The following is an 18,594-nucleotide window of genomic DNA, read 5'->3' as shown; positions in this document are numbered from 1 at the left end:
GGTCGGGGACGTGCTCGTACTCGCCCTGGACACCGCCACCCCGGCGTCGACCGCCACGCTGGTCGAAGTGACCCCCGACGGCCTGGCCGGCATCGCCGAGCAGCGGACGGTCGACCCCCGCGCGCACGGCGAAAAGCTGGCGCCGGAGATCGCCGCGACGCTGGCCGGTGCCGGGGTGCGCCCGGCCGACCTGCGGGCGATCGTGGCCGGGGTCGGGCCCGGCCCGTTCACCGGGCTCCGGGTCGGCCTGGCCACCGCCGCGAGCATGGCGCAGGCGCTGCGCATTCCGACGTACGGGGTGTGCTCGCTGGACGGCCTGGGCCGGGCCGCCGGTCCGGGGCGGGTGCTGGTGGCCACCGACGCGCGGCGCCGCGAGGTCTACTACGCGACCTATGTGGACGGTGTCCGCGAGGCCGGGCCCGACGTCGACAAGCCGGCCGAGGTCGCCGCGCGGCTGGCGGGGCGCTTCGATCGCGTGGCTGGCGAGGGCGGCCTCAAATATGGCGACCTGTTCGGCGTACCCGTGCTTGATGATCTCTTGTACCCACCCGGAGCCGCCCTCGTGGCCCTCGCCGCCGAGCGGATTCGCGAGGCTGCGCCGAGCGAGCCGCTGACCCCGCTCTACCTGCGGCGACCGGATGCCGTGGAGCCCGCGGCACGCAAGCCGGTGCTGACCTGATGCGCATCGAACGGTTCCGCTGGTGGCACATCGCCGAGGTGCTGCCGGTCGAGGAGGACCTGTTCGGCGTCGAGAAATGGTCGGCCACCATGTTCTGGAACGAGCTGGCGCAGCGGCACTACTACGTGGTGGCGCTCGACGGCGACGAGGTGCTCGGCTATGCCGGACTCGCGGCCGGCGACGGCGAGGCCTGGGTGCAAAATATCGCGGTGCGCCGGACCGCCCAACGCCGCGGGGTCGGTCGCGAACTGCTGGAGACGCTGCTCGCCGAGGCCGAGCGGCGCGGCATCAAGCAGACCCTGCTGGAGGTGGCGGTCGACAACGAGCCGGCCCAGCGGCTGTACGCGACGTACGACTTCGAGCCGGTCGGGATCCGCCGCGGCTACTACCAACCCAGCAACACCGACGCTCTGGTGATGATGCGCGATGCCTGACGAGCCCCTGGTCCTCGGGATCGAGACCTCCTGCGACGAGACCGGGGTCGGCATCGTCCGCGGGCACACCCTGCTCGCCGACGCGCTGGCGTCCAGTGTGGACCAGCACGCCCGGTTCGGTGGCGTGGTGCCCGAGGTGGCCAGTCGCGCGCATCTCGAGGCGATCGTGCCGACCATGCAGCGCGCGCTCGACGAGGCCAAGGTCACCCTCGCCGACCTCGACGCGATCGCGGTGACCAGCGGGCCGGGGCTGGCCGGTGCGCTCCTGGTCGGGGTGGCCGCGGCCAAGGGCTACGCACTGGCCGCCGAAAAGCCGATCTACGGCGTCAACCACCTGGCCGCGCACGTGGCGGTGGACACGCTGGAGCACGGCCCGCTGCCCGAGCCCGCGGTGGCCATGCTGGTCTCCGGCGGCCACTCGTCGCTGCTGCTGGTGGACGATCTGACCAACGGCGTGACCCCGCTCGGCGCGACCATCGACGACGCGGCCGGCGAGGCGTTCGACAAGGTGGCGCGGCTGCTCGGGCTGGGTTTCCCGGGTGGCCCGCTGATCGACCGGGCGGCCCGCGAGGGCGATCCGGCCGCCATCGCGTTCCCGCGTGGACTCACCGCGCCCAAGGATCAGGCGGCGCACCGGTTCGACTTCTCGTTCTCGGGGCTCAAGACCGCGGTGGCCCGCTGGGTCGAGGCGCGCGAGCGGGCCGGCGAAAAGGTGCCGGTGCCTGACGTTTCCGCCAGCTTCCAGGAGGCGGTGTGCGATGTGCTCACCGCCAAGGCGATCGACGCGTGCCGGACGCACGGCGTACAAACTCTGGTTATTGGTGGTGGGGTGGCCGCCAACTCGCGGCTGCGGGTGCTCGCCGAGCAAAGAGCGGAAAAACACGGCATCGAGGTACGCGTGCCACGGCCGCAACTGTGCACGGACAACGGTGCGATGGTGGCCGCCCTCGGTTCCCGGTTGGTCGCGGCCGGCGTGGCGCCCAGCCATCTCGATCTGCCTGCCGATTCCGCGATGGCATTGACCGCGGTCAGCGTTCCGGGTAGGAAGCCAGCATGATCGCACGGATGTGGGAGGTGCGGGCGCTGGCGAGCGGCTTCGACGAGCTGCTGGTCTGGGTCTGCGACGTGGCGGTGCCCCGGATCGAGGTGCTGCCGCAACATGTTTCGAGCGACGTGTACTCGTCCACCGACAACCGCATTGTGGTCATCTCACGCTGGCGCAGCAATCCGGAGAGCCTGCCGGCCCCGCCCGCCAAGCTGGTCGCCCGGGCCCCGCATGTATGGGACTTCACACCCGTCGACCGCTGACCCGGTGGGATAACCGATCGCGAACTGTCGTACCCGGCCCGTAACGTCGGTGCCCTGATGCGACACCTGCCCGACGCCGATCCCGGCACGCCCGACGGCCGGTCCGCCACCCGCTATCTGGGCTGGCTGATCTGGCGCTACCGACCTACCGTCCTGCTGGCGATGGCCCTGGGCGTGCTGTGGATGCTGTGCCAGGCGGCGGTGCCGGCGATCATCGGCCTGGCGATCGACGCGGCCACCGCCCACCAGGGCCGTCCGCTGCTGACCTGGTGCCTGGTGCTGTTCGGGGTCGGCGTCGTGCAGTCGGTCGCCAACATCTGCCGGCACCGGCTCACGGTGGTCAACTTCCTGGGCGCCACCTTCACCACCATCCAGGTGACCGTCCGCCAGGCCGGCCGGCTCGGGTCCGCGCTGCCGCGCCGGCTCGACACCGGCGAGGTGGTTGCCATCGGCACCTCCGACATCCGGCAGATCGGCTCGGCGATCGACATCACCGCGCGCGGCACCGGCTCGCTGGTCGCGGTCGTCACCGTGACGGTCGTTCTGCTGGTCACCTCGGTGCCGCTCGGGCTCGTGGTGGTGCTCGGGGTGCCGTTGCTGATGGCGGTGGTGGGCCTGCTGATCCGCCCGCTGCACCGGCGCCAGCAGCAGACCCGCGAACGGCAGGGCCGGCTCACCGGTCGCGCCGCCGATCTGGTCGGCGGCCTGCGGGTGCTGCGCGGGGTGGGCGGCGAGGCGGTGATGGCCGAGCGCTACCGCACCGAGTCGCAGGAGCTCCGGGTCGCCGGCGTGCGCACGGCCCGGGTCGAGGCGCTGCTCGAGGCGGCCCAGGTGCTGCTGCCCGGCGTGTTCCTGGTGCTGGTCACCTGGCTGGGCGCCCGGTTCGCGCTGTCCGGCGACATCACGGTGGGCCAGCTGGTTTCCTTTTACGCGTACGCGGCGTTCCTGGTCGCCCCGCTGCGCCAGCTGACCGAGGCGCTCGACAAGATCACGCGCGGCCACGTGGCCGGTCGCCGGGTGGTGGCGATGCTGGCCGCCCGCACCGATCTGCCCGACCCGGCGGCACCGGTCGCACACCTCACCGGCGAGTTGGCCGATCCCGAGTCCGGTGTGGTCATCCGGCCCGGCGAGATCACCGCGATCGTGGCGACCGTTCCGGCCGACGCGGCCCGCATCGCCGACCGGCTCGGCCGCTACGCCGAGGGCGGCACCGCCGGTGGCCGGCCGCTGTCCGAGTTCGCCCTGGCCACCGTGCGCGAACGCGTCCTGGTGGCCGACAACGACGACCGCCTCTTCACCGGTCCGCTGCACGCCGATCTCGACCCGCAGGGTTCTGGTTCTCTGCCGGCGGCCCTGCACGCGGCCGCGGCCGGCGACATCGTCGAGGCCCTGCCGGACGGCCTCGACAGTGCGGTGGCCGAGCGCGGGCGCACCTTCTCCGGCGGTCAGCAGCAGCGGTTGCGGCTGGTCCGGGCCCTGGTCGCCGACCCCGAGACGTTGGTGCTGGTCGAGCCGACCAGCGCGGTCGACGCGCACACCGAGGCGCGGATCGCCGACCGCCTGGTCACCGCCCGGGCCGGCCGCACCACGGTGATCTGCACGACCAGCCCGCTCGTGCTCGACCGCACCGATCGGGTGTGCTTCGTCGACGGCGGCCGGGTGGTGGCCGAGGGCAGCCATCACGGCCTGCTCGACGCCGAACCGCGATACGCGAGCACCGTGTTGCGGGAGGACCGGTGAGTAGCAACCTGTTGCCGGTGGCCGGCACCGCCCAGGTCCGCCAGTACGCGCGCGACCTGTTCCGCCGGCACCCGCGGACGCTGGCCGGGGTGGTCGGCCTGCACGTGTTCGCGGCGGTCGCCGGGCTGGTCGGGCCGCGGCTGCTCGGCGATCTGGTCGAGGCCATCCAGCAGGGCGAGGGCGTCGGCGTGGTGGATCGGCTGGCGGCGCTGATCGCGGGCTTCGTGGTGCTCCAGGCGGTGCTGGTGCGGTTCGCCCACGTGGCGTCGGCCCGGCTCGGCGAGCGGGTGCAGGCGTCGTTGCGCGAGGAGTTCATCGAGCGCGTGCTGGCCCTGCCACTGTCCACGGTGGAGCGGGCGGGCAGCGGCGACCTGCTGACCCGCACCACCCGCGATGTCGACGCGCTGTCCAGGTGCGTGCGTCTCGCCGTACCGGAAACGATGATCGCGCTGCTCACCATGCTGCTGGTGATCGGCGCGCTGGTGCTGGCCGGCCCGTTGCTGGCGCTGCCGCTCTTCGTGGCCGTCCCGATCATGGTGGCCGGCACCCGGTGGTATCTGCGCCGCGCCCCCGCCGGTTACCTGCGCCAGAACGCGGTCTACTCCACGGTGACCGACGGCCTGGCCGAGTCGGTCGAGGGTGCGCGGACGGTCGACGCGCTGCGCCGCCAGCGCCGGCGGATCGAGCGCACCGACGCCGACCTGCATCGCACCTGGCTGGCCGAGAAATACACGCTGTTCCTGCGCACGGTCTGGTTCCCGATCATCGAATTCAGCTACGTACTGCCGGTGGTCGCGACGCTGCTGGCCGGCGGCGTGCTCTACCTGCGCGGCACGGTCACGCTGGGCCAGCTGACCGCCGCGGTGATCTACGTGCAGATGCTGATCGACCCGGTCGACCGGCTGCTCAGCTGGCTCGACGAGTTGCAGGTCGGCGGGGCCGCGCTGGCCCGGCTGCTGGGCGTGGCCGCCGACGAGCCGGCACCGGCCGGGGCGGGCGCTGCCGAGCCGGACGGCACCCGGATCGAGGTGGCCGGGGTGCACTTCGCGTACGTGCCGGGCCGCGAGGTGCTGCACGGCATCGACCTCACGCTGTCACCGGGGGAGCGGCTGGCCATCGTGGGCCCGTCCGGTGCCGGCAAGTCGACGCTGGGCCGCCTGCTGGCCGGCGTGCACCAGCCGACCGCCGGGCTCATCACGGTCGGCGGGGTGCCGCTCGGCGACCTGCCGCTCGACCGGCTGCGCGCCGAGGTGGCCCTGGTCACCCAGGAGCATCACGTCTTCATCGGCACGGTGCGCGACAACATCGCGATGGTGCGGCCCGGTGCCGCCGAAAAGGAGGTACGCGCGGCCCTGGCCGCGGTGCATGCGCTCGACTGGGTGCTGGCGCTGCCGGACGGCCTGGAGACCACGGTCGGTGCCGGCGGACACCCGCTGCCCGCCGCGCAGGCCCAGCAGATCGCGCTGGCCCGGCTCGTGCTGGCCGACCCGCACACGCTGGTGCTCGACGAGGCCACGTCGCTGCTCGACCCGAGGGCGGCCCGCGACCTGGAACGCTCGCTAGCCGCGGTCCTGCACGGCCGCACGGTAGTGGCGATCGCCCACCGCCTGTTCTCGGCCCACGACGCCGACCGCGTGGCCGTCGTCGAGGACGGCCGCATCACCGAACTGGGCTCCCACGACGACCTGGTCGCGGCGAACGGCCCCTACGCCGCGCTGTGGCGCTCCTGGCACGGCGAGCGAGTCCCCGACGCGGAACTCCGCACGAGCCACTGACCCCCTCGGCCGGCGGCGGGGCCGACCTGGGGGTGCTGCCTGCCGCGTGCGGGGGACGCCCACTGGCTGGCGGCGGGTGCGTGCGGTGGCTGGGTGCGTGGGCGGCCGGGGCGCGTGGTCCGCCAGGGTGTGTGGATGACGGGGTGCGTGGGCGATGGGGGTGCGTGGTCCGCCAGGGTGTGTGGATGACGGGGTGCGTGGGCGATGGGGGTGCGTGGTCCGCCAGGGTGCGTGGGTGACGGGGTGCGTCCGCCAGGGTGCGTGGGTGACGGGGTGCGTCCGCCAGGGTGCGTGGGCGGTGGGTGTGTGGGTGACCGGGTTGTGCGGGTGACGGGTGCGCGGGTGGCCGCTCGACTTCACCATTCGGTTAGCGCGGTTGGGGGAGTTGCCGACTGCACCGATGCCCGCAGACGCCTGGCGATGGTGGCTCCGAGTCGCGATCGTGAAAAGTTTGCGTTCGGTGGAACAGGAACTTTCCAAGGTCTACCTGCAGTGGGCTTTATAGGTGTATTTATGGCTCTTGTTCCAGTGAGTCTGTCGACTGGTGGGACAGTTCGTCCACTGGGCAGGACGGTGCCTCGCTGTGGGAGCGGGTTCGGCATGAGGGTTTTCGGGGACGGGGAATAGGAACTTGGCTGCAAGGCCACCGGTTGAGACTTCTAGAGAGGGCTTGCTGATGTGCGCGGCGAAGCTGCGGGCCGCCGGGGCAGATCTTGGCGATCTCGGTCATCGCCGAACAGCAGATCGACACCATCGCGTCGCGGACGAGCGCCAGCGCGGGGAGGTTTGCGGCCAAAAGGGCTGGGCGAGCGCCGTACTGCCGGGCGGGGTGACGTCGCGACTCCACCGCACCATAACGTGCGGCGTGAGTTTGCCAGGGCTGGAACGCCGCCGGGACGGACCGGGGCGGAACCCGACCGGAAGCGGCTCAGCCGCGGGTGGTGGCGATGAAGACGCCCAGCAGCAGCAGCGTCGCGGCGGCTATCGCGAAGAGGATCAGCAGGTCGCGGCGGGGGCGGTCGGCGTCGGGCGGACCCTGGGACGGGTCGGCCGGCAGGTCCTGCACCACCGCGGCCAGGTCGTCCAGGGTGCGGGCGTCGTGGGCCAGGCGGGCGCGTTCGGCGAACTCGTCCAGGGTTAGCCGCCCGGCGCCGGTGTGCCGCTCGAGGGCGGTCACGGTGCGTTGCCGGTCGTCGTCGGAGGCCCGGATGGTCACGGCCGCACTCTACCGCCGCGGGGGAAGGGGACGACATGAGAAAAGGGCGCGCCTCGCGGCGCGCCCTTCCTGGAACGTTCGGGTCAGAAACCCGGGCCGTGCTGGTGGCCGTGGCCACCGGGGCCGTGGCTGTGGCCGTGGCCGCCCGCCGCGGGAGCCGGCTCGGCCGGCTTTTCCACGATCAGGCTTTCGGTGGTCAGCAGCAGGCCGGCGATCGAGACGGCGTTGGTGACCGCGTTGCGGGTCACCTTGACCGGGTCGATGATGCCGGACGCGGCCAGGTCGACGTACTCGTCGGTGGCCGCGTTGAGGCCGTGGCCCCAGCCCAGCTCGTCGACCTTGCCGACGACCACGTAGCCGTCGTGGCCGGCGTTCTGGGCGATCCAGCGCAGCGGCTCGACGAGCGCCTTGCGGACGATGCGGACGCCGATGGCCTCCTCGCCGGTCAGGCCGAGGTCGCCGTCGAGTTCCTTGGCGACCTGGGCCAGCGCGGCGCCGCCGCCGGGGACGGTGCCCTCCTCAACCGCCGCCTTGGTGGCCGAGATGGCGTCCTCGATGCGGTGCTTGCGCTCCTTCATCTCGACCTCGGTCACGGCGCCGACCTTGATCACCGCGATGCCGCCGGACAGCTTGGCCAGCCGCTCGGACAGCTTCTCGCGGTCCCAGTCGGAGTCCGACGCCTCGATCTCCTTGCGGATCTGCGCGACCCGGTCGGCGACCTCGGGCGACTTGCCGCCGCCGTCGACGATCGTGGTGTTCTCCTTGTCGACCACGACCCGCCGGGCGGTGCCCAGCATGTCGAGGGTGACCTGGTCCAGCTTGTAGCCCAGTTCAGGCGCGATCAGCTCGGCACCGGTGGCGATCGCGAAGTCCTGGAGCATCGCCTTGCGCCGGTCGCCGAAGCCGGGCGCCTTGACCGCCGCGACCTTGAGGGTCTTGCGGATCGAGTTGACCACCAGGGTGGACAGGGCCTGGCCCTCGACGTCCTCCGCGATGATCAGCAGCGGCTTGCTGGCCTGGAGTACCTGCTCCAGCAGCGGGAGCAGCTCCTCGATGCTGCCGATCTTCTGCGTGGTGATCAGGATGCGCGCGTCCTCGAGGACGGCCTCCTGCGACTCGGCGTCGGTCACGAAGTTCGGCGAGATGAAGCCCTTGTCGAACTGCAGACCCTCGGTGACCTCGAGCTCGGTCGCCATGGCCGAGCCCTCCTCGACGGTGATCACACCGTCGCGGCCGACCCGGTCCATCGCCTCGGCGATCAGTTCGCCGATCGTCGCGTCCTGGGCCGAGATGGTCGCCACGTTCGCGATGGCCTTGTGGTCGTCGACCTCGACGGCCTTGGCCAGCAGCGCCTTGGACACGGCCTCGGCGGCCTGGTCCATGCCGCGCTTGAGACCGAGCGGGTTGGCGCCCGCGGTCACGTTGCGCAGGCCCTCGCGCACCAGCGCCTGGGCGAGCACGGTGGCGGTGGTGGTCCCGTCGCCGGCGACGTCGTTGGTCTTGGTCGCCACCTCTTTGACCAGCTGGGCGCCGAGGTTCTGGTACGGGTCGGTGAGGTCGATCTCCTTGGCGATGGTGACACCGTCGTTGGTGATCGTGGGAGCGCCGAACTTCTTGTCCAGGACGACGTTGCGGCCCCGCGGGCCGAGGGTGACCTTGACCGTGTCGGCGAGCGTGTTGACGCCGTGCTCCAGCAGGTGCCGGGCGTCGTCCGAGAAGCTGAGAATCTTCGCCATATGTGGTCCCTTCACGCACCACCGCCCTGACCCACGGGGTGGGCCAGGGCGGTCAGCACTGTCAGTAGGTCACTTCTCGATGACCGCGAGGACGTCGCGGGCGGAGAGCACCAGGTACTCCTCGCCGGCGTACTTGACCTCGGTGCCGCCGTACTTCGAGTAAAGGACCGTGTCGCCGACCTGGACGTCCACCGGAACCCGGTTGCCCTTGTCGTCGATGCGGCCGGGGCCGACAGCGAGGACGGTGCCCTCCTGCGGCTTCTCCTTGGCGGTGTCGGGGATCACGATGCCCGACGCCGTGGTGGTCTCAGCCTCGTTCGCCTGGACCACGATGCGGTCCTCGAGCGGCTTGATCGCAACCTTGGTCGCGGTAGTCACGGGCATACCCTCCTGGGTACAGGTTGTCGCCGATCAAAGGAATTGACCGGTCTAATGCCTCATGCCACCGGGCGGAGCCGTCGTCGCGGGTGCCGGTCCGCCTGGTGCCTAACCGTGCACCCGTCGGGCGCGCGGCTGGCACCCTCATGTTGAGAGTGCTAACCGGAGATTATGCCGGAACTAGCACTCCGTCAACCAGAGTGCCAATTCGTCACGCCGTGGAGAATGCCTGCGTGACCCCTGCCCTGCTGGCCCGCCTGCGTACCACCGAAGGGACGCGGGCCCTCGCCGCCGCGATCACCGTGACCAGCGACGATCCCTTGGCCGCAGCGTCCGCCTTGCGGTCCAGGGGGGTCGATCCGGAGCTGGCGGCCGCCGCGCTCACCCAGGTCGGGTTGCGCCGCCGTGCGGCGGGGAAGTTCGGTCCGGCGGCCGGCGAGATGTTCTTCACCCGCGCCGGGCTGGAGCAGGCGACCCGCGCGGTGGTGGCGGATCGCCGGGCGGCGCGCCTCGCCGCCGCCGGGGTCGGGGTCATGGCGGATCTGGGATGCGGGCTGGGCTCCGATGCGCTGGCTGCGGCACGTGCCGGCATTCGGGTGTACGCCGTGGAGGCCGATCCCCTGACCGCCGAGATGGCCGCCGCCAACGCCGCCGTGGCGGGGCTGGCCGACCGGATCCGGGTCGACTGCGCGGACGCCACGTCGGTGCCTGTCGAGGACTACGACGCGGTCTTCGCCGATCCGGCCCGCCGGCGCGAGGGTCGCGGCCGGGTGTTCGACCCGCGGTCGTATTCGCCGCCGTGGGATTTCGTCACCGGGCTCGCCGGCCGGGTCCCGCGCACCGTGCTGAAGCTTGCCCCCGGCATCGGCCACGAGTTGCTGCCGCCCGGCGCCGAGGGGGAGTGGGTGAGCGTGGGCGGCGACCTGGTGGAGGCCGCGTTCTGGTGCGGGCCGCTGGCCGAGGTTGCCCGCCGCGCCACCGTGCTGCGCCCAGGCGGCGCCGACCAGGATGAACCGGCTCAGCTGACCGGCAGCGGCGTCGAGCGGGCGCCGGTCGGCACAGTCGGCCGCTTTCTGTACGACCCGGACCCGGCCGTGGTGCGGGCCCACCTGGTGGCCGAGTTCGCCGCGACGGTCGGCGGCCGCCTCGCCGACCCGGAGATCGCCTATGTCTACGCCGACGAGCCCGCCGAAACCCCGTTCGGCCGGCGGCTGGAGGTAACCGATGTGCTGCCGTTCTCGCTGAAGCGGCTGCGCGCGGTTCTCCGCGACCGCGGAGTGGGCCGGTTGGAGATCCGCAAACGGGGTTCGGCGCTCGAACCCGAGCGCCTGCGCCGCGACCTGCGCCTGTCCGGTCCGGAAGCGGCCTCGTTGGTGCTCACCCGGGTAGCGGGGGCGCCCACATCGCTGCTGTGCCGTCCGCTCTGACAGCCGATTGATCGGCCGGCCGGATGACCGGCCGTCTGCTATCGGCTCTGCCACCAAGCGCCGGTGCAGCCGGTCGTGACGATTTCGCGGACGCGGAACGCCGCATAGAGGTTGGCAAGGCTGTAGGCGCCGGGGATGCTGCCGTCCCGCACGCCCGCGATGTAGTCGTCGCCGTGGCTGAGCAGTTGCTCGCGTGCCGCGACGGCGACCGGCGACGTCGAGTCGGCGGCGCACAGCAGCTCCAACGAGGTGGCCAGCGCGTAGATGTTCACCGTCGTCGCGCTCTCGTCCGTCTTGACCTGGCGCCCGACGGCCGTCTTCGTGGCGGTCGTCAACCGTTTGATCGCATTCGCGCTCGCCACCGGAACGGGGCTGAAGCAGGCCGTTCGCCGATTGATGACGGCGCCCAGCGCACTCGACTTCAGATAGGAGGGCTGGCTCTTCTTCGCGGCGTTCGCGATGTAGTCGTCGGCCAGCCGGTGCCAGTCCGCCGGCAGTTTGGAGCAGTCGTCGGCAGCCCGCGCAACAAGGGCGCCGATCTCGACCCGCTCCGCCGGCGGCATGGCCGGGAAGTCGATGGAACTTCCCGATGTGCGGGCTCCGGGAAGGCCCAGGCTCATGATGACCCGGCCGTATTCGTCGTTCGCCGGAACCGCAAAACTGGGCACCGGCTGGGCGGCGGACGGGCGGACCGTTTCGGGGGTCAGGCGTTGCGCCAGCTGTCCGGAGAGGACGCGGCCGAACGCGTCGTAGTTGATCCGCGGAGAAAGGCTCCCCCGAAAGTACGTGCCGTTGCTCAGCGCGCTGCTCAGTCTCGTCACGGTCCCGGTGCGCAGATCGGCCGGAAGTCCGGCGAGCAACCGCGACGCTGCGAAAATGACCCGTACCGATGCGGCCGGGGACGTCTCGCTGGTGGAGGCGGCGATGCTGTCCCAGCACGCGGACACGAAAGCCGATCCGCCGGTCCGCGACGCGGCCGGCATGAACAGATAGCAGCCTTCGATTTCCGCCGGCCGCACGAAGGGGGCCAGTTTGGGAAGTGCGGCGGCGGCGCCGGCGCATTCCTGGCCGATCAACGCGACGATGACGTGTGCGGTGGCCAGCTGCCGCGCGGTTTGCTGGGAGACCGTGGAGTTCTGGAATTTCTGGCACGCCACGCGGAACAGATCATTGCCGGACGAGGTTTTCAACCGGGCGGCGAGAACGGCCGCCTCGACCGTCGAGAGCTGCCCGACATCGGTCTGCAGGCGTGCGTCGAAATCGGCTGCGGCCGCCGCAATGTGCCGGTCCACGGCCGACACGTCGATCTTGCTCTGGTGGTCGCCGGAAACCGTGGCGAGGGCGGCCAGGAGGCTCAGCCGGCGGGTCTCATCCTCGGTGGACGCGGCCGATGTGGAGCCGTAGCTCCCGAGTGCCTCGGCGATCAGGTGCTGACGCAGCGCTGGAGCGGCGCTGTGGCGCGCGAGGCTCTCGAACGCCGCCAGCGCCTGGATGCCGATCAGCGGGTCCGGGTTGTCGGTTCGTTCGAGCGCGAGCTGGCCGAGGTTGTCGGCCGACCGGATAGCCGCTTCCGCCGACAGAGTCAGTGGCGTGGGGCGGGTGCTGGCCGGTTCCTCGTCCGCGGTGGTGAGCCGAACCACGAAAAGGGCGAGCAGCGGGAGTGCGATGACTCCCGCTGCCACCGTCCAAGTTCGGCTCCGACCGGACCGCCACCATCTGATGGTGCTGGGCATCTGGCGTCCATACCTGTCGAAGCTGTCAGAGATACCGGCACGTCATTGCCGTGCCGGACCTGTTACGCGTGGTGGTAGTTGTTTTCGCCCACGTTGCGCACAACGGTCGTCCCGTTGATCTTGAAGGACGCCTTCCAGTTCGACTGAATCTGGATGTAGTTGAAGCCGGTGTTGTCCAGGAAGTTCGTCGCCGGGAGCGACGTGGACGTCGGCTTGCTCGCGTTGAAGTCGGTGCTGTCGGTCGCCGTCAGGGTCCTGCTGTCCGAGCTGATGGAGCAGGAAGCGCCGGACGGGTAGCCCACGCTGCAGGCCACCGCGCTGGAGCCGTTCACGCTGACGGTCCACGTCTGCACCAGATCCGTGGCGGTCTGCGGCGTGTCGCCGTAGGGGCCGTAGTAGTAGACGCCGCCCGAGCTGCTCGCCGATGCCAGACGGATGTTCTTGTTGGAGTTCGAGTAGCTGGTGTCCGTGTTGATCGTCATCGAGGCGTAGTAGCCCGACCCCGAAGTCTGGAACCACTGGGTGTTCGAGTCGTACAGCTTCACTGCCTGGGCAGGCGTCGCAGCAATCGCGATCACACCGGCGACAACCGCCGCGCCCAGCATCCCCCGTCGTACGTTGCTCAAAACCGCTCCTTGAATTAAGGACATTATCGATCATGAATCTAAGAGCCGATTTGTTGAAGATCATCAATCTTTTAGCCCCGGGATCATCGTCCGAACGGCGGTTGCCGTGAGGCCCGTCGATGTGCATGCGAGGGGCTGAGTAGCGTCTTCGGCATGGGAAAGAAGACCATCGCCAGCACCCCGGCGACCGCCGTCCTTGCGGCGGCCCGGGTGGATTTCGAGCTGCGCTCCTACCAGGTTTCACCCAGCTCACCGGACTACGGAGCCCTGGTGGCGCAGGCGCTCGGCGTGGAGCCGGAACGGGTCTTCAAGACGCTCGTGGTGGACGTCGACGGCGACCTCGTGGTGGCCGTCGTGCCGGTCGCCGGTGACGTAGATCTCAAGGCGCTCGCCCATGCGGTGGGCGGCAAGCGGGCCGGGCTGGCTGATCGCGCCGTGGCCGAGCGAAGCAGTGGATATGTCCGCGGCGGGATCAGTCCGCTGGGGCAGCGGAAGAAGCTGCCCACGGTGGTGGACGAGTCCGCGCTGACCCACGAGCGGATCCTGGTCTCGGCCGGTCGTCGTGGTCTGCAGGTGGCACTGGCCCCGGCCGAACTGATCCGGCTGACCGGAGCGACGACCGCCGCCGTGCGGGCCTGAGCGTGCCGTTACCACATCGTTACCCTCCGCGTAACTGGTTGTCGCCAAGTTCGGAGAAGCGGCACCGCGGCGTGACCTAGCGTCACTTAGGGAAGCGGGGCACCGGCATTCGCGGTGGACGGCTGAGAGTCCAGGCGGTCCCACTGTCACTGCCGTGTTGCCGGATTGTTATCCCGGGTGACCAGATCGGCCGGGCGCGCTCCTTGTGCGACGGGCCGTAACGGGAATACGTTGCCGGGCACAACAAACTAGCCCTTGAACTGACCGCGTCTTGGGGAGCGACAGCCTCCCGCAGCGCAACACCGCATCCGATCGAAGGCCCGGAATATCCGAAAGGACACAGGAATGCGTAAGGGACTGTTCGCTTTCGCCACGGTCGGCTTGCTCGCCACCGGCAGCATTGCCGCGTGCGGCGACAACAGCGATAACGCCGGCAGCGCCGGCACTGGCAGCACCGCCGCCGCCACCGGCAAGGTCGGCGTCATCCTCCCCGACACCAAGAGCTCGGCGCGGTGGGCGACGGCCGACCTCAAGTACCTCAAGGAGGCCTTCGCCGCGGCCGGCGTGCAGGCCGACATCCAGAACGCCCAGGGCGACAAGACCGCCTTCCAGACCATCGCGGACGGCATGATCTCCAGCGGCGTGAAGGTCTTGATGATCGTGAACCTGGACGACGGCACCGGCAAGGCGGTTCTCGACAAGGCGAAGCGCGCCGGCATCGCCACCATCGACTACGACCGGCTCACGCCCAACGGCGGCGCCGACTACTACGTGTCCTTCGACAACGTGAAGGTCGGTGAGCTGCAGGGTCAGGGCCTGGTCGACTGCCTGACCGAGAAGAAGGCCACCAAGCCGGTCGTGGCCGAGCTGAACGGCTCCCCGACCGACAACAACGCCACCCTGTTCAAGCAGGGCTACGACTCGGTCCTCGACCCGAAGTACCAGGGCGGCGAGTACGTGAAGGGTCCGGACCAGTCCGTTCCGGACTGGGACAACGCGCAGGCCGGCACGATCTTCGAGCAGATGCTCACCCAGGACAAGAACATCAAGGGCGTGCTGGCCGCCAACGACGGTCTCGGTAACGCGGCCATCGCGGTGCTCAAGAAGAACAAGCTGAACGGCCAGGTCCCGGTCACCGGCCAGGACGCGACCGTGCAGGGCCTGCAGAACATCCTCAACGGCGACCAGTGCATGACGGTCTACAAGGCGATCAAGAAGGAGGCCGACGCGGCCTCCGAACTCGCCATCGCGATCGTCAAGGGCCAGAAGCCGACCACGGCCACCGGCACCATCAAGGACCCGAAGTCGGGCAAGGATGTTCCGTCGGTGCTGCTCACCCCGGTGACGATCACCAAGGCCAACGTCAAGGACGTCGTCGCCGACGGCTTCGTGACCAAGGAAGAGCTGTGCACCGGCGAGTTCGCCGCCAAGTGCACCGAAGCGGGCATCTGACCGCTAGCTGTTGACGGGCTGGTCCCGTACGACTGACGACGGCGCCGTTCACCCTCCGGGGTGGGCGGCGCCGGAGTCGGGTCCACCCCCAACCCCCCGGTCACTCAGCGCGAAGGAGAACCAGCGTGGCCGCGACACCCCTTCTGGAACTCAACGGGATCGACAAGAGCTTCGGTCCCGTCCAGGTTCTGCATGACGTCGGCCTCAGCGTCTATCCCGGCGAGGTCACGGCGCTTGTCGGCGACAACGGCGCCGGCAAGTCCACGCTGGTCAAGTGCGTCAGCGGGATCTACACCATCGACGCCGGAACGATCACCTTCGAGGGCAACCAGGTGGCCATCCACAGCCCGCGGGACGCGTCCGGGCTGGGCATCGAGGTCGTCTACCAGGACCTCGCGCTCTGCGACAACCTGGACATCGTCCAGAACATGTTCCTGGGCCGGGAGCGCAAGCGCGGCATCGTGCTGGACGAGCCGACCATGGAGCAGATGGCCGGCGACACCCTGGCCAGCCTCTCGGTGCGGACCGTGAAGTCGCTGCGCCAACTGGTCGCGAGCCTCTCCGGCGGCCAGCGGCAGACCGTGGCCATCGCCAAGGCGGTGCTCTGGAACTCCCGGGTGGTGATCCTGGACGAGCCGACCGCGGCGCTCGGCGTCGCGCAGACCGCCCAGGTGCTGGAGCTGGTTCGCCGTCTCGCGGACAACGGACTCGGCGTGGTACTGATTTCGCACAACATGAACGACGTGTTCGCGGTGTCGGACCGGATCGCGGCGCTCTACCTCGGCCGGATGGCCGCCCAGGTCAAGGCCACCGAGGTGTCCCACGCCCAGGTCGTCGAGCTGATCACCAGCGGCCGCAGCGGCAACATCGGCCTGCCGCCGGAGAAGCCCGCCGACTTCAACGGGGACATCGTGGACATCACGCCGGGAGGCGACAAGTGAGCACGACCACGACCACCACGGCGGGCGGCGTCAAGGTCGTCAAGCCGACCGTCGCGAGCCACCTCAACGACTACTGGGGCCGGGTGCGCGGTGGCGACCTCGGCAGCATCCCGGCCGTCGCCGGCCTCATCGTCCTCGCCCTGATCTTCGGCGTGGCGCGCGAGCAGTTCTTCAGCGCGCTCAACTTCGCCAATCTCTTCTCGCAGAGCGCCCAGGTGGTCTTCATCGCCATGGGCCTGGTCTTCGTGCTGCTGCTCGGTGAGATCGACCTGTCCGCCGGCTTCGCCAGCGGCGTGTGCGGCGCGATCATGGCGATCCTGCTCACCACCCACGGCATGGCCTGGTACGTCGCCATCCCGGCCGCGATGGTCACCGGCATCGTGATCGGTTTCCTGCTCGGCTTCCTGGTCGCCAAATTCGGCATCCCGTCGTTCGTGGTCACCCTGGCCGCGTTCCTCGGCTTCCAGGGCATCCTGCTGCTGCTGCTCGGCGGCGGCAAGAACATCTCGATCAGCGACGAGTTCGTGCTGAATCTGGCGAACAGCAACCTCCCGGTCGGGCTGAGCTGGGGCATCGCGCTGGTGGGTGTGATCGGTTACGCCCTGGTCCAGCTCAACAACGTCCGCAGCCGGGCGGCCCGCGGACTGGTCACCGACCCGATGGGCATCGTGCTCATGCGGATCGCCGCGCTCGCCATCGTGGTGCTGGTGGCCACCGCGATCCTGACCCAGGAGCGGAGCATCAACCCGGTGCTCAACTCGGTCAAGGGCGTGCCGATCGTGGCGCCGATCATCGCGGTGTTCCTGGTGCTCTGGACGTTCGTGCTGGGCCGCACCACGTACGGCCGGCACGTTTACGCGGTCGGCGGCAACACCGAGGCGGCCCGCCGGGCCGGTATCCCGGTGGACCGGATCCGCATCTCGGTGTTCGTGATCGGCTCCTTCATGGCCTCGATCGGCGGCATCCTGGCGGTCAGCCGGGCCAACTCGGTCGACCCGAACACCGGCGGCAGCAACATCCTGCTCTATTCGGTGGGCGCGGCCGTGATCGGCGGCACCAGCCTCTTCGGCGGCAAGGGCAAGGTGATCAACGCGGTCGTCGGTGGGGCGGTGATCGCCGTGATCGACAACGGCATGGGCCTGATGGGCCTGGAGTCCGGTGCCAAGTACATTTTCACCGGCATCATCCTGCTGATCGCGGCGAGTGTCGACGCCTTCGCCCGGCGCAGGGCGGCAGCAACCGGAAACCGATGAACGCCGGAATCCGATGAACGATAGCCTCGGATGGGGGGCGGCACGCTGATGCGTCCGGCCCCCAGTCAGGAGGAGGTCCGCCGGCACAACCTCGGGACGCTGCTGCGGTACGTACACGTGCACGGCGCGACGTCCCGGGCGGTACTCACCACCGTGCTGGGGCTCAACCGCAGCACCATCGGCGCGCTCACCGCCGAGCTCACCACCGCGGGCCTGGTCTCCGAGGGGACTCCGCGGGAGACCGGCCGGGCCGGGCGACCCTCGCTGGTCGTCCGGCCGGAGTCGGCCAAGGTCTACGCGTACGCGCTCAGCATCGAGGTGGACCGGCTGCGCGCGGCCCGGGTCGGCCTCGGCGGGCAGATCCTGGACAGCCGGGAGACCGACCGGCCGCGCGGCATGCAGGTACTGGACGCGGTGCAGCCGCTGGCCGAGTTCGTCCACGAGATGCGCCGCGAGGTGCCCGGCGACGCCCGCTACGTGGGCACCGGGGTGGCGGTGGCCGGCATGGTGCGGCGGGAGGACGGCGTGGTCCGGCTCGCGCCCACGATCGGCTGGGTCGAGGAGCCGGTGGGTGCCGCGTTGCGGTCCGAGCTGGGCGACACCGGCAAGCTCACGGTCGGCAACCACGCCGACGTGTCCGCGCTGGTCGAGCACAGCCGGGGCGCTGCGGTGGGCTGCGACAACGTCATTTACCTGTACGGCGACGTCGGGGTCGGCGCCGGGATCATCGCGGACGGCCGGCGGATCGCCGGGCATGGCGGGTACGGCGGTGAGGTCGGCCACATGGTGGTCAACCCGTACGGCCGGGAGTGCAGCTGCGGCTCGCGCGGCTGCTGGGAGACCGAGATCGGCGAGTACGCGCTGCTCAAGCACGCCGGCCGGGGCGACGAGACGGGCCGCGAGGCGGTGCTCGGCGTGGTCGAGGCGGCCATGCGCGGGGACAGCCAGGCCCAGTTCGCGGTGCGCCAGATCGGCGAGTGGATCGGCTTCGGCGTCGGCAACCTGGTCAACATCTTCAACCCCGAGGCGGTCATCTTCGGCGGCACGCTGCGCGACCTCTACCTGGTCGCGGCCGCACAGATCCGCAGCCGGCTCAACGCGATCGCGCTGCCCGCGTGCCGCGAGCACATCCGGTTGCGTACCCCCGAACTCGGCAACGACGCGGCCCTGATCGGCGCCGCCGAGCTGGCCTTCGAGCGGCTGCTGGAGGACCCGCTGGTGCCCTGAGATATGGGGCACCGTAAATGGTCCGACTCA

The 18,594-nt window shown here is 70.3% G+C and carries 17 protein-coding genes; 12 read left to right on the top strand and 5 right to left on the bottom strand.

The genetic code is table 11. The annotated features are described in order from the left end of the window. Window positions 1-10 precede the first annotated feature (10 nt). From tsaB to Ari01nite_RS17520, 6 genes are read left to right on the top strand one after another with little or no spacing between them, the layout of a single operon-like run. On the top strand, window positions 11-679 hold the full coding sequence (gene tsaB, locus Ari01nite_RS17545) for a tRNA (adenosine(37)-N6)-threonylcarbamoyltransferase complex dimerization subunit type 1 TsaB (RefSeq protein WP_203782329.1): 669 nt from the start codon (window positions 11-13) through the stop codon (window positions 677-679). Continuing rightward, entirely contained in the window at window positions 679-1,113 is a 435-nt protein-coding gene (rimI, locus tag Ari01nite_RS17540; protein ID WP_203782328.1) for a ribosomal protein S18-alanine N-acetyltransferase, read from the top strand. Before tsaB ends, rimI begins: the two co-directional genes overlap by 1 nt. After that, a complete protein-coding gene (gene tsaD / locus Ari01nite_RS17535) occupies window positions 1,106-2,170 on the top strand; it encodes a tRNA (adenosine(37)-N6)-threonylcarbamoyltransferase complex transferase subunit TsaD (protein WP_203782327.1) in 1,065 nt (354 codons plus the stop codon). The genes rimI and tsaD overlap by 8 nt, the downstream gene beginning before the upstream one ends. Then, window positions 2,167-2,421, top strand: coding sequence for a hypothetical protein (locus Ari01nite_RS17530; protein ID WP_203782326.1), 255 nt, complete (start codon window positions 2,167-2,169; stop codon window positions 2,419-2,421). The genes tsaD and Ari01nite_RS17530 overlap by 4 nt, the downstream gene beginning before the upstream one ends. A 57-nt stretch (window positions 2,422-2,478) precedes the next feature. Then, window positions 2,479-4,161: an ABC transporter transmembrane domain-containing protein gene (locus tag Ari01nite_RS17525; protein ID WP_203782325.1), complete on the top strand. Its 1,683-nt coding sequence runs from the start codon at window positions 2,479-2,481 to the stop codon at window positions 4,159-4,161. Next, a complete protein-coding gene (locus tag Ari01nite_RS17520) occupies window positions 4,158-5,936 on the top strand; it encodes an ABC transporter ATP-binding protein (protein ID WP_203782324.1) in 1,779 nt (592 codons plus the stop codon). Before Ari01nite_RS17525 ends, Ari01nite_RS17520 begins: the two co-directional genes overlap by 4 nt. Before the next feature lie 928 nt (window positions 5,937-6,864). Here Ari01nite_RS17520 and Ari01nite_RS17515 read toward each other — a convergent pair. The 3 genes from Ari01nite_RS17515 to groES form a co-directional block, all read right to left on the bottom strand. Continuing rightward, entirely contained in the window at window positions 6,865-7,152 is a 288-nt protein-coding gene (locus Ari01nite_RS17515; protein ID WP_203782323.1) for a DUF1707 SHOCT-like domain-containing protein, read from the bottom strand. A gap of 83 nt (window positions 7,153-7,235) precedes the next feature. Beyond that, complete coding sequence (gene groL / locus Ari01nite_RS17510) at window positions 7,236-8,888, bottom strand: chaperonin GroEL (RefSeq protein ID WP_203782322.1); 1,653 nt, start codon at window positions 8,886-8,888, stop codon at window positions 7,236-7,238. 69 nt (window positions 8,889-8,957) lie between these two features. Next, a complete protein-coding gene (gene groES / locus Ari01nite_RS17505) occupies window positions 8,958-9,266 on the bottom strand; it encodes a co-chaperone GroES (protein WP_034215116.1) in 309 nt (102 codons plus the stop codon). 233 nt (window positions 9,267-9,499) lie between these two features. On the opposite strand from groES, the gene Ari01nite_RS17500 reads away from it, so the two are divergent. Further along, window positions 9,500-10,693 (top strand): class I SAM-dependent methyltransferase, encoded by a 1,194-nt coding sequence (locus Ari01nite_RS17500; RefSeq protein ID WP_203782321.1) that lies wholly within the window; start codon window positions 9,500-9,502, stop codon window positions 10,691-10,693. 38 nt (window positions 10,694-10,731) lie between these two features. Here the strand turns inward: Ari01nite_RS17500 and Ari01nite_RS17495 are convergent, their stop codons facing one another. After that, on the bottom strand, window positions 10,732-12,375 hold the full coding sequence (locus Ari01nite_RS17495; protein ID WP_203782320.1) for a hypothetical protein: 1,644 nt from the start codon (window positions 12,373-12,375) through the stop codon (window positions 10,732-10,734). A 113-nt stretch (window positions 12,376-12,488) separates the two neighbouring features. Beyond that, complete coding sequence (locus Ari01nite_RS17490; protein WP_203782319.1) at window positions 12,489-13,052, bottom strand: hypothetical protein; 564 nt, start codon at window positions 13,050-13,052, stop codon at window positions 12,489-12,491. A 153-nt stretch (window positions 13,053-13,205) separates the two neighbouring features. On the opposite strand from Ari01nite_RS17490, the gene ybaK reads away from it, so the two are divergent. The 5 genes from ybaK (at window position 13,206) to Ari01nite_RS17465 (ending at window position 18,564) form a co-directional block, all read left to right on the top strand. Further along, window positions 13,206-13,691 carry a Cys-tRNA(Pro) deacylase gene (gene ybaK, locus Ari01nite_RS17485; RefSeq protein ID WP_203782318.1) on the top strand — a complete coding sequence of 162 codons (486 nt, stop codon included), beginning with the start codon at window positions 13,206-13,208 and terminating at the stop codon, window positions 13,689-13,691. Between the two features lie 345 nt (window positions 13,692-14,036). Next, entirely contained in the window at window positions 14,037-15,143 is a 1,107-nt protein-coding gene (locus Ari01nite_RS17480) for a substrate-binding domain-containing protein (RefSeq protein ID WP_203782317.1), read from the top strand. 125 nt (window positions 15,144-15,268) lie between these two features. Then, window positions 15,269-16,084, top strand: a complete 816-nt coding sequence (locus tag Ari01nite_RS17475) for an ATP-binding cassette domain-containing protein (protein WP_203782316.1) — start codon at window positions 15,269-15,271, stop codon at window positions 16,082-16,084. Beyond that, window positions 16,081-17,337 (top strand): sugar ABC transporter permease, encoded by a 1,257-nt coding sequence (locus Ari01nite_RS17470; RefSeq protein ID WP_203782315.1) that lies wholly within the window; start codon window positions 16,081-16,083, stop codon window positions 17,335-17,337. Before Ari01nite_RS17475 ends, Ari01nite_RS17470 begins: the two co-directional genes overlap by 4 nt. A 48-nt stretch (window positions 17,338-17,385) precedes the next feature. Next, window positions 17,386-18,564, top strand: coding sequence for an ROK family protein (locus tag Ari01nite_RS17465; RefSeq protein ID WP_203782442.1), 1,179 nt, complete (start codon window positions 17,386-17,388; stop codon window positions 18,562-18,564). The last annotated feature ends 30 nt before the right edge of the window (window positions 18,565-18,594 follow it).

The sequence above is a fragment of the Paractinoplanes rishiriensis genome (assembly GCF_016862375.1).
Taxonomy (GTDB): Bacteria; Actinomycetota; Actinomycetes; order Mycobacteriales; family Micromonosporaceae; genus Actinoplanes; species Actinoplanes rishiriensis.
This window is presented reverse-complemented; position numbering and strand designations above follow the sequence as displayed.